General features: G+C 33.4%; 14 protein-coding genes and 1 tRNA gene. 9 read left to right on the top strand and 6 right to left on the bottom strand.

The features are described from left to right. Both V6251_RS07050 and V6251_RS07045 read right to left on the bottom strand, forming a co-directional pair. A complete protein-coding gene (locus V6251_RS07050; protein WP_341587581.1) occupies positions 1–1,293 on the bottom strand; it encodes a hypothetical protein in 1,293 nt (430 codons plus the stop codon). Continuing rightward, complete coding sequence (locus V6251_RS07045; RefSeq protein WP_341587580.1) at positions 1,290–2,021, bottom strand: type III pantothenate kinase; 732 nt, start codon at positions 2,019–2,021, stop codon at positions 1,290–1,292. The genes V6251_RS07050 and V6251_RS07045 overlap by 4 nt, the downstream gene beginning before the upstream one ends. A gap of 188 nt (positions 2,022–2,209) precedes the next feature. Here V6251_RS07045 and V6251_RS07040 point away from each other — a divergent pair. The 6 genes from V6251_RS07040 (at position 2,210) to V6251_RS07015 (ending at position 7,855) form a co-directional block, all read left to right on the top strand. Further along, a tRNA-Phe gene (locus tag V6251_RS07040) sits at positions 2,210–2,285 on the top strand. A 123-nt stretch (positions 2,286–2,408) separates the two neighbouring features. Then, complete coding sequence (locus V6251_RS07035) at positions 2,409–2,882, top strand: nucleoside deaminase (RefSeq protein ID WP_341587579.1); 474 nt, start codon at positions 2,409–2,411, stop codon at positions 2,880–2,882. A 171-nt stretch (positions 2,883–3,053) separates the two neighbouring features. Then, on the top strand, positions 3,054–4,463 hold the full coding sequence (locus tag V6251_RS07030) for an FAD binding domain-containing protein (RefSeq protein WP_341587578.1): 1,410 nt from the start codon (positions 3,054–3,056) through the stop codon (positions 4,461–4,463). Further along, complete coding sequence (locus V6251_RS07025) at positions 4,456–6,783, top strand: xanthine dehydrogenase molybdopterin binding subunit (RefSeq protein ID WP_341587577.1); 2,328 nt, start codon at positions 4,456–4,458, stop codon at positions 6,781–6,783. Before V6251_RS07030 ends, V6251_RS07025 begins: the two co-directional genes overlap by 8 nt. Beyond that, positions 6,784–7,359, top strand: coding sequence for a GNAT family N-acetyltransferase (locus V6251_RS07020; protein ID WP_281847293.1), 576 nt, complete (start codon positions 6,784–6,786; stop codon positions 7,357–7,359). A gap of 121 nt (positions 7,360–7,480) precedes the next feature. Next, positions 7,481–7,855 carry a hypothetical protein gene (locus tag V6251_RS07015; protein WP_341587576.1) on the top strand — a complete coding sequence of 125 codons (375 nt, stop codon included), beginning with the start codon at positions 7,481–7,483 and terminating at the stop codon, positions 7,853–7,855. On the opposite strand, the gene V6251_RS07010 is transcribed toward V6251_RS07015, so the two are convergent. From V6251_RS07010 to V6251_RS06995, 4 genes are read right to left on the bottom strand one after another with little or no spacing between them, the layout of a single operon-like run. Continuing rightward, the gene (locus tag V6251_RS07010; protein WP_341587575.1) at positions 7,852–8,349 is read right to left on the bottom strand and encodes a nucleoside-triphosphatase; all 498 of its coding nucleotides are present in this window, start codon (positions 8,347–8,349) and stop codon (positions 7,852–7,854) included. The genes V6251_RS07015 and V6251_RS07010 overlap by 4 nt on opposite strands. After that, positions 8,346–9,353 (bottom strand): hypothetical protein, encoded by a 1,008-nt coding sequence (locus tag V6251_RS07005; protein ID WP_341587574.1) that lies wholly within the window; start codon positions 9,351–9,353, stop codon positions 8,346–8,348. Before V6251_RS07005 ends, V6251_RS07010 begins: the two co-directional genes overlap by 4 nt. A gap of 41 nt (positions 9,354–9,394) precedes the next feature. Then, complete coding sequence (gene xdhC / locus V6251_RS07000) at positions 9,395–10,174, bottom strand: xanthine dehydrogenase accessory protein XdhC (protein ID WP_341587573.1); 780 nt, start codon at positions 10,172–10,174, stop codon at positions 9,395–9,397. A 5-nt stretch (positions 10,175–10,179) separates the two neighbouring features. Beyond that, complete coding sequence (locus V6251_RS06995) at positions 10,180–11,421, bottom strand: cation:proton antiporter (RefSeq protein WP_341587572.1); 1,242 nt, start codon at positions 11,419–11,421, stop codon at positions 10,180–10,182. A gap of 141 nt (positions 11,422–11,562) precedes the next feature. Here V6251_RS06995 and V6251_RS06990 point away from each other — a divergent pair, with 141 nt between their 5' ends. The 3 genes from V6251_RS06990 (at position 11,563) to arsS (ending at position 13,934) form a co-directional block, all read left to right on the top strand. Then, positions 11,563–12,399, top strand: a complete 837-nt coding sequence (locus tag V6251_RS06990; RefSeq protein ID WP_341587571.1) for an alpha/beta hydrolase — start codon at positions 11,563–11,565, stop codon at positions 12,397–12,399. A gap of 87 nt (positions 12,400–12,486) precedes the next feature. Then, complete coding sequence (locus V6251_RS06985) at positions 12,487–12,822, top strand: arsenosugar biosynthesis-associated peroxidase-like protein (protein ID WP_028283334.1); 336 nt, start codon at positions 12,487–12,489, stop codon at positions 12,820–12,822. A gap of 56 nt (positions 12,823–12,878) precedes the next feature. Then, complete coding sequence (arsS, locus tag V6251_RS06980) at positions 12,879–13,934, top strand: arsenosugar biosynthesis radical SAM (seleno)protein ArsS (RefSeq protein ID WP_341587570.1); 1,056 nt, start codon at positions 12,879–12,881, stop codon at positions 13,932–13,934. Positions 13,935–13,959 lie beyond the last annotated feature (25 nt).

The raw sequence follows: 13,959 nt of genomic DNA, 5'->3' as shown, positions 1-13,959 counted from the left end.
TTAGTTATATTTCTTTTTATTAAACCATCTATCATTTAGTGATAAACTTAATTGGAAGTTAACAAAGTTTTCTTTTACTAAATTAGCAGTGGTTGTACCTCTTTGTCCAAACTCTACTCCTAAATTAGCATTAGAGAACCAAACTCCAACTGGTATTCCTACTCCAAAAGACATGCCAAACTCTTTTATCGACTCATCATTTATAATTAACCCTGTATTTTCAAAACGCATACCTGCACGATAAGTAACTCTTTTCCAACCGCTTGAAAACGAATTGTACTCAGGAATATAAAATCCTCCTAAGGATAATTTTGATGCATCTTCAAACGTTGCTCCAACATTATCATACAAAGGATTAAAAAATTCGCTTGTATTTTGTGAAGTATATTCTAAACCAGCAAACCACTTTCTAGGCTGACCAATACCAGATCCAATAGTAAATTTAGAAGGCAAAGTTAATTCTGTTTCTTTTAAATTAGTTGCAGATAAGTCTACCTCAATTTGATTTGTTAAACCAGAAGAGACATCAATTGTAGATATTGAGCGTTGGTTTTGAGACGTCAATTTAATCTCTGGTGTATAAGTCATCGATCCTTGATACTCTAATTTAGGCGAAATCATTTTTTGATAATGTACCCCTAAATTAAAATTTAAACCACTTAAATCTGATCTATTACTCTCTTCTGAGTAATATTGTAATGGCTCATCAGCATCGTTATACAAAACATTAATTGTATTATTCTGGATGTTTCCAAAATCATAATCCATCTGTACACCTACACTAAGACTTTTATTAACTTGATATCCTAAAGCTAAAAAAGCTTTATTTAATCCTCCTTCTCCTGCATATCTGTAATCAACCATATCATTAGCATTACGAGTTTCTAACTCATACCCAACAGAGGAGTAAGGTAGTAGCCCAAAACCAAAACCAAATTTTCCTACAGGAAAAGCTAAAGCTAAATAATCAAAAGTAGTACTTGTAGCACTATCACTTCCATTATCAGATTTTAGATCAGTAGTTGTATGACTTCCTCCAACTGTAAATTTTACTGGTCTTGTTTCGTTATTAAAAGTTGCAAGATTGTTACCACCATAAGTTGCTGGATTTGAAAAATTAATATGAATACTATCTTTGTAAACACCTAACCCTCCCATGCTACGATTTTCAACCGATCCTTTAAATTTTAAGCTTCCTATTCCATAAAAAGAATATGGTGAAGCTGTTCCCTCCTGTCCGTAACTTTGAATTGCAAAAACTGCAATAAAAACTAATACAAGTTTTTTTATCATCCGTTTGTGTTGTATTGTAATATGAAATTCAAACCTTCTAAAAGAAAATTTGAGTTGGCAAATATGCTACTTTTTAATTGTTTAGACAAAAAATTAGTATCTCCTCCTGTTAAAATTATTGTTAAATCTGAATAATCAGCACTATAACGTTCTATTATTCCATCTATTTCACTTAAAACACCATAAACAATTCCGCTATTTATTGCGTTTATTGTAGAGTTTCCTATAAAATGTTCCGGAAACTGTGTTTCTAACAATGGTAATTTAGCGGTTTGATTATGTAATGCTTTATAACGCATTCTTATTCCCGGAGAAATTGAACCTCCCAAATAATCATTTGTATTAGTTATAAAATCATACGTAATACACGTTCCTGCATCAATTATTAAAACATTTTTATTAGAAAATTGTTGTACAGAGGCACAAACTAATGCTATTCTATCAATGCCTAATGTTTTTGGAGTCGCATACAAATTATTAAATGGTAAAGGCGTTTCATGACTTAATACCAATAAATTAAAATGTAGGCTCAAATAATCAACAACAGCTTGAACTAAAACACCAACCGATGATACAATTGCTAAATGCAATTGACTATAAGATTTCCTTAATTCTTTTATACCATCTAAAACTTCTGACTGCTCAACAATAACAACAGTTATAATGTTGTTTTTATCAAATACAGCTAGTTTAGATCGGGTATTTCCTACATCTATTACTAAATTCATTCTACATTTAAAAATGGTAAATCTACAAAACCATTAGATTAAAAAGTATTAATAATATTATAATATTGAAATTGAGACAAATAAGTCTCCTTCAAACACAAAAGTAAAAAAACATTGTAATTTTTTTGATTTTTTGTTTGGTAGTTCTAAAATTGAAACTATATTTGCACTCGCAATTTATTGCTACTGGTGCCTTAGCTCAGTTGGTAGAGCAAAGGACTGAAAATCCTTGTGTCCCTGGTTCGATTCCTGGAGGCACCACCAGAAAAAACCCGATTCATCTGAATCGGGTTTTTTGGTTTAAAGAACTAAATCAAAGATTAATAATTCACTATAAAAAAGTAGTATATTAGCTAATGCTACATTTTTCAACTTAAAAATTAAATTATGAGTAATAAAGATCAATTTATGAAAGAAGCTGTTAACGCAGCTTTAAAAGGAATGAACAACAATGAAGGCGGACCATTTGGTTGTGTTATTGTTAAGGATGGAAAAATTGTAGGACGCGGAAACAATAAAGTAACCTCTACTAACGACCCAACTGCACATGCAGAAGTGACCGCTATTAGAGATGCTTGTAAAAATTTAGACTCGTTTCAATTAGATGGTTGCGAAATATACACCTCTTGCGAACCTTGCCCAATGTGTTTAGGTGCAATTTATTGGGCTAGACCAGACAAAGTATATTACGGAAGTAATCAAGTAGATGCTGCAAATATTGGTTTTGATGATGAATTTATTTACAAAGAAATCCCATTACCATACGCAGAAAGAAGTATCCCGTTTGAGCAATTAGCACGCGACATTGCATTAGAGCCTTTTCAAGAATGGACTAAGAAAATGGATAAAACTGAATACTAAATAAACAATGACGTCAGTTCGAGTGTTTCGACTTTTTGTCGAAATGTATCGAGAATATTTTCAAAAAAGGGCTTCTCGATACAAAATTCCAAAAAGGGAATTTCACTCGAAGTGACGACCTCATTACATTTTTAATTCATTTATAATTAAAAATCAATTAAAACAAACCTCATGATAACCTTCATCCTAAATAACAAAACCATAAATACCTCGGAACATTCCGGAACCACTTTATTGGATTTTGTGCGTTATCAACAACGCTTAACAGGAACAAAGATTGGTTGTCGCGAAGGAGATTGTGGCGCCTGCACCCTTTTAGTAGGAACACGTCATGGTGACACTATAGAATACCAAAGTATTACCTCATGTATTTCACCTTTAGGAAATGCACATGGCAAACACATTCTTACAGTTGAAGGCACAAATCTTAAAGACAAATTAACCACAACTCAAGAAGCCATGAAAGCAAATTACGCCACACAATGCGGATTTTGCACGCCTGGTTTTGTAGTTGCCTTAACAGGATTTGCATTATCACATTCGGATAAAAATTATACTAATGCAATTGACGCAATAAGCGGAAATATTTGCAGATGTACAGGATACAAAGCAATTGAAAAAGCAGCGCATCAAGTTGTCAAAAAACTAGACAACAATACAAACACCACATTTAATTGGTTAATTGAAAATCAATTTATTCCTGAATATTTTAAAAACATCCCACAACGATTAAAAGACATTGAAGCTAAAGATTTAAATCAACCCAAAGGGAAATATGTTTCTGGAGGCACGGATTTATACGTCCAACAAGCGGATCATTTAGCAGATAACGCTGTACATCTAATTGCCGAAAAGGAGTATTTAAAAGGCATTAACATTGAAAATGGTATTTGCACGATCGGAACCAATGCAACGGTTTCAGATTTATGGAATCATACGGAGTTAAATAGTATTTTACCAAACTTAAGAAACCACTTAAAGCTAGTCTCTTCAGAACAAATTAGAAACATGGCTTCGCTTGGAGGAAACTTAGTAAACGCTTCGCCAATTGGGGACATGACTATCTTTTTCCTGTCGCTTAATAGTAATATTACAATATTAAATTCCGCAGAAAAAGAACGCACAATTGCTCTTAAAAACTTTTACAAAGGGTACAAAACTTACGATTTAAAAGACGGTGAACTTTTAAAGAGCATTCAATTTAAATTACCAACAGAACAGTCATTTTTCAATTTTGAAAAAGTGTGCAAACGGACACATTTAGATATTGCTAGTGTCAATTCTGCAATACATCTTTCAATCGAAAACAAAACGATATCGGAAGCGCATGTTTCCATTGGAGGTGTTGCTGCAATTCCAAAATATTTGCATGAGACCTCAGCCTTTTTAGTTGATAAACCTTTGACTTTAGACACTATAATTGAAGCTAACCAAATACTTCAAAATGAAATCAGTCCAATTAGTGATGTTCGTGGGACAACTGACTACAAACGTTTGTTAGGACGACAATTATTTTTTGCTCATTTTACAACGTTATTCCCGAAGCAATTCACCTTAAACGATTTTGTACAACATGCATAAAAACAAGCCAAATAAAGTATTAGACACTAAATTAGATGCTGTTTCAAAATCATTAAAACAAAGCATCAAAAACTTAGACTCTTACACGCATGTCCGTGGAGAATCATTGTATGTTGACGATGTTAATATTAGACAAGGGACATTTCATGCGGTCGTGTTTGACTCGCCAAAAGCACATGGAAAAATAAAAAGTATTGATTATTCTAAAGCAGAAGCTCTAGAAGGCGTACAACGTATTTTTACATATAAAGATGTTCCTGGTGAAAATGAAATTGGTGGTATTATTCCTGACGAGCCCTTATTTGCAGAGGATGAAGTCCACTTTTGGGGCATGCCAATAGCCTTAATTGTTGCAGAATCAGAATTTATTGCAAGAAAAGCACGTGATTTAATTGATATTGAAATTGAAGACTTATCAGTAATTACAACTGCTAAAGAAGCTAAAGCAAAAGGCAGTTTTATTAATGCACCACGCTCTTTTAGTTTAGGTGATACTGAAAAAGCATTTGTAGATTGTGACTATGTTTTTGAAGGCGAAACATTTTCTAACGGACAAGAGCATTTATATATTGAAGCACAAGGTGCTTACGCAGAACCACAAGAAAACGGAAATATAAAAGTAACTTCCTCCACGCAAGGACCGACAGCTGTGCAAAAAACTATTGCTAAAGTTTTGGGCATTGCAATGCATAAAATTGAAGTTGATGTAACACGACTTGGAGGCGGATTTGGTGGTAAAGAAGATCAAGCAACGCCTTGGGCTGTAATGGCTGCTTTGGCTGCACACCACTTAAATCAATCCGTAAAACTGATACTAAATCGTCATGATGATTTACGCATGACCGGAAAACGCCATCCTTATGAAAGCACATATAAAATTGGACTTTCAAAAGACTTAAAAATTATAGCGTATCAAACCGAGTTTTTGCAAAACTCTGGTGCAGCAGCAGATTTATCTCCTGCAATTGCTGAGCGTACTTTATTTCATGCAACCAACAGTTATTACATACCTAATGTAACAACAAAAGTGTTGAGTTGTAAAACCAACTTACCGCCAAACACAGCGTTTAGAGGATTTGGAGGTCCACAAGGTATGTTTGTAATCGAATCTGCTATTGCAAAAGCTGCTCATGAAATTGGTGTACCAACACGAACAATTCAAGAAGCGAATTTGTTAGATGAAAACGACACGTTTTCTTATGGACAAATCGCTAAAAAAGTAGAAGCCAAAAACACATGGCATTCTGCTAAAAACATATTTAATATTGAAGCTTTAGAGCAAGCGGTCGAAACGTTTAATAAAAACAATACAAGTTTCAAAAAAGGAATAGCGTTTATGCCCATTACTTTTGGTATTTCGTTTACAAACACACCAATGAATCATGCACGTGCTTTGGTTCATATTTATTTAGACGGAAGCGTTGGTATTAGTACTGCTGCTGTGGAAATGGGCCAAGGTGTTAACACCAAAATGATGCAAATTGCTGCGGATGTGTTTTCTATTCCTATTGAAAAAATTAAAATAGAAACAACCAATACAACGCGTGTTGCCAATACGTCGCCATCTGCTGCAAGTTCTACCGCAGATTTAAACGGAAAAGCAACCTTAATGGCGTGTAATGCTTTAGTTGAAAGATTAAAAATTGTGGCTTCGGAAGACTTAAAAGCTTCAGTAAAAGACATTACTCTAAAAGAAGAATCTGTTTATATCAACAACAAAAAATCAGCTTTAACTTGGACAGAGCTAGTCAGCAAAGCCATGTTAAAACGTGTTGCTTTAACTGAAAACGCACATTATGCGACTCCAGAAATTCACTTTGATAAAACCAAGGAAAAAGGACATCCTTTTGCTTATCACGTTTACGGAACCGCAATAACAACTACCACTATAGATTGCATGCGTGGCACTTACGAATTTGATAGTGTAAAAATTGTACACGATTACGGAAAAAGCATGAGTGAAGGTATTGATTTAGGTCAAGTAGAAGGTGCTTTAATACAAGGAATTGGCTGGATGACCATGGAAGAGATTGCTTATAATAAAGATGGAAGATTATTATCAAATGCACTTTCTACCTATAAAGTTCCAGATATTTTTTCTGTACCCAAAACAGTAGAAGTGATTCCTGTAGAAACTGAAGGAAACGACATGGCTATATTAAAATCTAAAGCTGTTGGAGAGCCTCCTTTAATGTATGGGATTGGTGCTTATTTTGCACTTCAGAATGCTATAAAAGCGTTTAATCCAAACTACAACATGCAATTTAACGCGCCAATGACTCCTGAAAAGGTATTAATGAGTCTGTATAGAAAAGCCTAAATGATTGAAGAAACAAATATAAATAAGTCCGTTTTCGATGTTTTCCCCGAACTAGAAAGCGAACGCCTATTGTTTAAAGCTTACACAAAAAAAGATGCGCAAACGCTTTTAAATCTAAGAAGCAATAAAGCGATCTCTAAATACATGGACACAACAATACCAAAACGTATTGAAGATACTGAACAAAGAATTGAAGGCTACATAAAAGCTTTTAAAGAAGGAAAAGGAATAACTTGGGCAATTATTGAAAAAGAAAACAATACTATTATTGGTGATTTCGCAATTCACCACATCGACAAACAAAACTCGAGAGGAGAAATTGGTTATATTTTACATCCTGATTTTTGGGGTAAAGGCTATATGACAGAAGCCTTAACCACACTAATTAATTTTGGTTTTAAAGATTTAAATCTTCACAGTTTTTCAGCCAATGTTAATCTTGAAAATGTCAATTCAAAAACACTACTACTTAAATTTGGCTTTAAATTAGAAGCTCTATTTAGAGAAAATTTTTATTACAATGGTCAATTTTTGGATAGCGAAATTTATTGCTTACTACAATCCGATTTAAAATAAACGCCTTATCGCACTACATTACAAAACACAAAACATCTTAAAGGGTGCACTAATTTATAGTGCTGGAGACACAATAGCAGCTTTAATTGTTGACGAGTATTCTTGGCACAGACTGCTAGGAATGGCATTTGTTGGCGCCACTTTTTACGCATTTGAAATCCCTAACTATTTTGATTGGATAGTAAAAAAAACTAAAGACTTAAAAGGTGTACGCGCTGTATTATCTAAAACAGGTTTAGCCATAGCATATTTTAATCCACTTTGGGTTGCAAGACATTTATTGTTTATCAAATTGTTTTCTGCTCAATTTAATGACATTGGATTTAACCTTATCCAAACTGCCTTTTGGTCCTTTTTGGTAAATATTCCTATTTCGTTTTTAGCAAATTACTTGATTCAAAATAGATTTAAGTTAAAATGGCGTTTTCTTGGAAGTGCAATATACTCAGCAATAATGGCGATTTATTACGCTTTAGGCGAAACTATTTTTAGTTAGATTAAATTTTCTAAATCCTCTGTAGTCAGAATAGAACATTCAGTTATACCATAATGCTTCAAAACAGCATCCAACAAATAATCTCTGACTACCAAAATAAGATGTGTGTTATCATTAGATTTAAACTGAGAAACCAAAGCTTTGGTTGAAACGTGCAAGCCTTCATTTTTTAATTCTAACTTTCCTATTTCATCAATAATAAAATATTGACGTTCTGTTTTAGAAGCTTCTAAAATCAAATAGTGATTAGCTTCATTAAAAGCCGATCGCAAAAATTTAAAATTCCCTATTGCAACAATAGCTTTAATTTCATTTTCAGCTTCAGCTTCAGCTTCAAGCTTAAAAATAGTTTTACTTTTTAATTTCAGAAAATAACGTTTTCCATTAGCATCGTCGGGACACAATAACCCATCAACATTACTCCTGTTTTTAGACCAATGTAACAGCGCTGTAGTCTTCCCTGATCGTATTACTCCCGTGAGGATATAAATCATTCCGAAGGCGTTTTAAAATGAATACAATTAGAAATGCTATTCGCCATAAAAAACTTAAATCGATTGAATCCTTTTAAATGCTGCGTTTGTTTCCAAGTATAGGAAATAATCTGCCTAAAATAAGGGAACAAATCCATGGCATTGGTAATATCCTGCTGGTACTTAGATTCCTTTTTACTTAAGTATTTCTGAACCAATCTTAATAAAAAAGGACCAATTACTAGATACCAAAGCATTAAAATAAGAAAACTACGGAATACGATATAAATAGCCTTTTGCCACCCAAAAAGAGCACCTCCAAATATTGAAAACCCTAAAACAATTATGGCAACCGTAATTAACCAAACCCAAATAACTTTGGTTTTAAAGGGTACTTTTCTTTTAGTGCTTTCTGATTCTTTTGGCATTGTTTCTAAATAAAAATCAACTTCAGGTTTTCTTGCTATTATCTTAATAATACTTTTAACAAAGACACCCGCTAATAGTCCACAAACAACATATACTACAAGATATAACGTCACTAAAAAAGAAGTGGTAGAGGTTTCCGACACAAAGTATAACTTTTTCTGAACCCAAGAGCCATAAATATTAATAGCTTCCCATAGACCAGTACCATAAACCACTGTTAGCACTATTAGTTTTTGCAATGCGGACTCTAAAAAAGTCACCATCCCTAAAACCAATAGCACAAAACCTTTCCAAGAAAAGTTAGAAAATAAAAACGCACCAAAAAGCGCTTGAAAACTGACTGCAACATAAGCTCCGAATGGAGAATATGGACTTACTGCCATTTTAATAATCAAGACAATAACCAATGCTTTTAAAATAGTTTGCCATTTGTTTTTAGCATAAAAAGCAATTAAACTAATTAGTAATATTGAAACACCACCAACTATCAAACCTGTGAATGGCGAATTAAACACATGTAAAAAACCACCTAAACCGGACTCGTTTAAAGCCCAAAGCGCAGTTAATTTATCTATGATTGATTTGTTTTTTTTCATTTAAAGATTCTTCGCCTTGCTAAGAATGACAGTTCTTATTACTATTTAAGTATAGATTTATAATGTACTTGTAATAATTGAGCAACAACGCTTATAGCTATTTCTTTTGGTGTATCACCTCCAATATCTAAACCAATAGGACAAACTACATTAGTCATACCTTCAGGAATAACCATCTCTTTAATAAGCATATTGTTAAATCTGACTTTTTTAGTTTTACTGCCAATCAACCCCAAAAACTTAGTTTGATTTTGTAACGCCATTGCTATAATATCAAAGTCAATTGCATGATTATGTGTTAACACTAAAACGTAGCTGTTACTACCCCATTTTACAACATCCTTAAACGTTTTAAAATCAGTTTCGGTAGTTTGATGTGTTGCGATACTAGCATCTAACTCTAGATTAGAAAACCAGTCGTCTCGAGAATCTATAAGATTAACTTTAAAAGGCGTGTCTACTAAAAGTTTGCAGATTTCTACTCCAATATGTCCTGCTCCGAATAAAAATAACTCTGGCGATTGATTCATAGGTTCTATAATAAATTCGACTTTCCCGCCACAGCATTGCTCAAACTCTGGTCCTAAAGTGTAACTGGACGCTATAATTCTGTTATCATTAATAGCAATTATTGCTTCGTCAATAGCTTTAAACTCTAGCTTCCCTCCTCCTATAGTTCCGTAAATCTGTTTGTCTTTAGTCACTATCATTCTAGAACCAACAACGCAAGGTGTTGACCCCAGACATTTGGAAACAGTAATAAAAGCAATGGGTTGTTGTTTTGCCTTAAAATCAGATAATAGACTAATCCAGTTTTGCATAAAGCCTATTTAATTTCTAATTTTTTAACCAATTTACCAACGGTCATTCCTTGTATTAATATAGAAAAGACAACCACAACATAAGTAATTACCAAAATTAAATCACGCTCCATAACTTCTGTAAGGCCTAATGCCAACGCTATAGATATTCCGCCACGTAATCCACCCCAAGTCATAATTAGGTTAGTTTTTGGAACAAAGTCTAACTTGTTTTCAAAGAATTTTATTGGGACCAATAACGAAATATATCTGCACACTAAAACTAAAGGAATTGCTAATAAACCGGCAGTTAAATACTCAAATTTAAAGGTTAACACTAACATCTCCATTCCTATTAAAACAAACAGAATGGTATTTAAAAGAATATCCAACAACTCCCAAAACTTATCGACATAAGTTTCAGTTGTTTTTGACATAGCATTATCTCTAACGGTATCATTTCCAACTACCAAACCTGCAGTAACCATTGCTAAAGGTGCTGATATATGTAGCTTTTGTGCCAAAACAGTTCCTCCCATTACAGCAGCTAAGGTTATAATAACTTCAATATCATAATCGTCAATAGACTTCATTAATCTATACGTAATCCAACCCAAAACTAAACCCAATGCAATCCCACCAAGCACCTCAACACCAAACAGCTCCACAACTTCTATAGCGCTAACGTTGTCAATACCCAAATCAGCAATTTTAAAAATGGTTAAAAATATAACAACACCAACACCATCGTTAAAAAGGGATTCTCCAACAATTTTGGTTTCTAATTTTTTAGGTACACCTGCTTTTTTTAGTATCCCTAAAACAGCAATTGGATCTGTTGGCGAAATTAATGCACCAAACAATAAACAGTATATAAAATCTATATGTAAACCTATAATTGGTAGTGCAACAAACATAGCACCTCCAACTAAAAATGTCGAGATTAAGACACCAAAAGTCGCAAACGCAAACACTGGCCAACGTTGTACTTTAAGTTGCTCAAAATTAGTATGTAAAGCACCTGCAAACAGTAAAAAACTTAGCATAACGTCTAATAAAATGCTTTTAAAATCTATCTGTTTGATTATAAATTTTTCTGCATTTAATAGGGTATCGTCAAAATAACTTAGTGCAAACACTCCTAAAGTAAATACAATGGTAATTAACATTAAGCCTATAGTATTAGGCATTTTTAAAAACCGCACATTTATATACCCAAAAATGGCAGAAATAAGCACTAATGTTGATGCAATCACAAAATAATCCATAGAAAAATATATTTATTGCTAAATTAAAATAATTAACATAAAAATCTGTTATTTGACTAAATTTAGAATTTAATACGTTTTATGAAAAACCTATACATACTAGTTCTTGTATTAACCTATTTTATAAGTCCAGCTCAAAACATGAAAACTTTTACATACGCAACAAAAGGATTAGACACCCTTAAATTAGATGTTTACACACCAGAAAACATTAAACCAACAGACAGTTTACCTGTTGTTATTTGGATGCATGGTGGCGGTTTTTCGGGAGGTGGACGTAATGGTATTGACGAGATCAACATTGTTAATGCTGCAAACAAAAATGGTTACATTGGTGTATCAATATCCTATAGATTATTAAGAAAAGGAACTAAAACTGGATTTGGATGTAATTGTAGTAAAGAGAACAAATTGTTCACCTTTAACCAAGCTGTAATAGATTTTTTAGACGCAACTAATTTTGTTTATCAAAACAGTACGATGTTACAAGTTGACACATCAAAAATAATAGCAGCAGGAAGTAGTGCTGGTGCAGAAACTGCATTACACGTTGCCTTTATGAGACGTTTTTTTATACCTGACTTAAACGCATATAAAGACATTACTTTTGCAGGTGTTATTGGGTTTTCTGGCGCCTTTTTAGACATAGACTCATTAACTATTGACAATGCAATACCCATAGCACTTACACATGGCACAGAGGATCGTGCTATACCTTATGGTAGTGCTCCACACCAAAATTGCCAACCAGAAAAACCAGGTTATATGATGTTACATGGTTCTAAAACCATCACAGAAAAACTAGACACTTTAGAAGCGTCTTACTTTTTAAACATTGTTAAAAACGGGACTCACGATGCTGCAAATGTGCATCCTGAAGATTTAGATGCTATATTCTATTTTTTAAATAAAACAGTCCTAGAAAACGACGTTATTCAAACCAAAAAATACACTTTACCAAAACCTACCACCTATTAATTTATTATAAATTTAGGTACTTTTGTTAGTACTACTAAAACTTTACGACAAAACGGTTTTAGATTTATATCTTTAAAAAAAATCATAATGGCAAAAACATATTACGATCCGGCAGACCTTAGAAAATTCGGAAAAATTACAGAATGGAATGAAGAACTTGGTAACAAGTTTTTTGACTATTACGGAAAAGTATTTGAAGAAGGCGCTTTAACTGCAAGAGAAAAGTCCTTAATAGCATTAGCTGTTGCACATACTGAGCAATGTCCATATTGCATAGATGCCTATACCAAAGACGGTTTACAACGTGGCGTTACAAAAGAAGAAATGATGGAAGCCATACACGTTGGTGCTGCCATAAAAAGTGGTGCAACATTGGTACATGGTGTGCAAATGATGAATAAAGTAAACAAATTAGACGGTTAATTTAAAACCAAAATAAGTTTACTTACGTAAGAATTACAAACAAGACAAATTGATTAATGGCAACAAAATCCCTTAAAAAATTAGGTAGCGATTTAGCAAAAAGCAATAAACAACTAGAGATATTATCTGGCGGAATTTTTGCTGATGGCGAATTACCGACTTTTAAAAATAAAATTTCTGAAACTGGACAATTTCCGCTTAAAGCGAAAAAACTAGAAATACTACAAATTAATGTTGGTTACATGTGTAATCAAGTTTGCGAGCATTGTCACGTAGATGCAGGTCCAGACCGAAAAGAAATCATGACCCAAGAGACCATGCAACAAATCTTGGATGTTATTAAAACAACAGGTGCACACACTTTAGATTTAACAGGAGGTGCTCCAGAAATGAACCCAAATTTTAGATGGTTTGTTGAAGAAGCTTCAAAAATTGGAATTAAAGATTTTATCGTGCGTTCTAATTTAACCATTATTCGTGCTAACAAAAAGTATTACGATTTACCACAGTTTTTCAAAAAGCATAACATTCATGTTATTAGCTCTATGCCACACTGGACTAGAGGAAAAACAGATAAACAACGTGGTGAAGGTGTTTTTGACATGTCCATAAAAGCGTTACAAGAATTAAATACTGTTGGTTATGGTATGCCAGGAAGCGACTTAAAACTAGACTTAGTTTATAATCCTTCAGGTGCCTTTTTACCAGGAGACCAATCTGCTATGGAAAAAGATTTCAAAAAAGCGTTGATGGAAGATTTTAGCATCCAGTTTCATAACTTATTTGCGATTACTAATTTACCGATTGCTAGATTTTTAGACTTTTTAATAGCTTCAGAAAACTACGAAGATTACATGTACTCATTAGTAGAGGCTTATAATCCAGCTGCAGTTGCAAACGTTATGTGTACCAATACACTGTCTGTAAGTTGGGATGGTTATTTATTTGATTGCGATTTTAACCAAATGTTAGAGTTACCTGTAAATAGCAAATCTAAACACATATCAGACTATAAAACCGAACTACTTGAAGGTAGAAACATAGTAATTTCACAACATTGTTATGGTTGCACTGCTGGTGCAGGAAGTAGCTGTCAAGGTGTTGTTGCTTAATATAAAACTAACTTTTTTCGCTGTC

The organism is Olleya sp. Ti.3.14, assembly GCF_038154885.1.
Classification (GTDB): domain Bacteria; phylum Bacteroidota; class Bacteroidia; order Flavobacteriales; family Flavobacteriaceae; genus Olleya.
The sequence above is the reverse complement of the archived record's forward strand: the minus strand, read 5'-3'. Positions and strand labels throughout refer to the sequence as shown.

What these genes read in the sequence shown, in the direction of transcription:
- V6251_RS06985 (WP_028283334.1), top strand. Translation starts at nt 12,487, where the DNA reads ATGGCAAAAACATATTACGATCCGGCAGACCTTAGAAAATTCGGAAAA.
- V6251_RS07050 (WP_341587581.1), bottom strand. Translation starts at nt 1,293, where the DNA reads ATGATAAAAAAACTTGTATTAGTTTTTATTGCAGTTTTTGCAATTCAA.
- V6251_RS07025 (WP_341587577.1), top strand. Translation starts at nt 4,456, where the DNA reads ATGCATAAAAACAAGCCAAATAAAGTATTAGACACTAAATTAGATGCT.
- V6251_RS07020 (WP_281847293.1), top strand. Translation starts at nt 6,784, where the DNA reads ATGATTGAAGAAACAAATATAAATAAGTCCGTTTTCGATGTTTTCCCC.
- V6251_RS06995 (WP_341587572.1), bottom strand. Translation starts at nt 11,421, where the DNA reads ATGGATTATTTTGTGATTGCATCAACATTAGTGCTTATTTCTGCCATT.
- V6251_RS07035 (WP_341587579.1), top strand. Translation starts at nt 2,409, where the DNA reads ATGAGTAATAAAGATCAATTTATGAAAGAAGCTGTTAACGCAGCTTTA.
- V6251_RS07045 (WP_341587580.1), bottom strand. Translation starts at nt 2,021, where the DNA reads ATGAATTTAGTAATAGATGTAGGAAATACCCGATCTAAACTAGCTGTA.
- xdhC (WP_341587573.1), bottom strand. Translation starts at nt 10,174, where the DNA reads ATGCAAAACTGGATTAGTCTATTATCTGATTTTAAGGCAAAACAACAA.
- V6251_RS06990 (WP_341587571.1), top strand. Translation starts at nt 11,563, where the DNA reads ATGAAAACTTTTACATACGCAACAAAAGGATTAGACACCCTTAAATTA.
- arsS (WP_341587570.1), top strand. Translation starts at nt 12,879, where the DNA reads ATGGCAACAAAATCCCTTAAAAAATTAGGTAGCGATTTAGCAAAAAGC.
- V6251_RS07015 (WP_341587576.1), top strand. Translation starts at nt 7,481, where the DNA reads ATGGCATTTGTTGGCGCCACTTTTTACGCATTTGAAATCCCTAACTAT.
- V6251_RS07005 (WP_341587574.1), bottom strand. Translation starts at nt 9,353, where the DNA reads ATGAAAAAAAACAAATCAATCATAGATAAATTAACTGCGCTTTGGGCT.
- V6251_RS07010 (WP_341587575.1), bottom strand. Translation starts at nt 8,349, where the DNA reads ATGATTTATATCCTCACGGGAGTAATACGATCAGGGAAGACTACAGCG.
- V6251_RS07030 (WP_341587578.1), top strand. Translation starts at nt 3,054, where the DNA reads ATGATAACCTTCATCCTAAATAACAAAACCATAAATACCTCGGAACAT.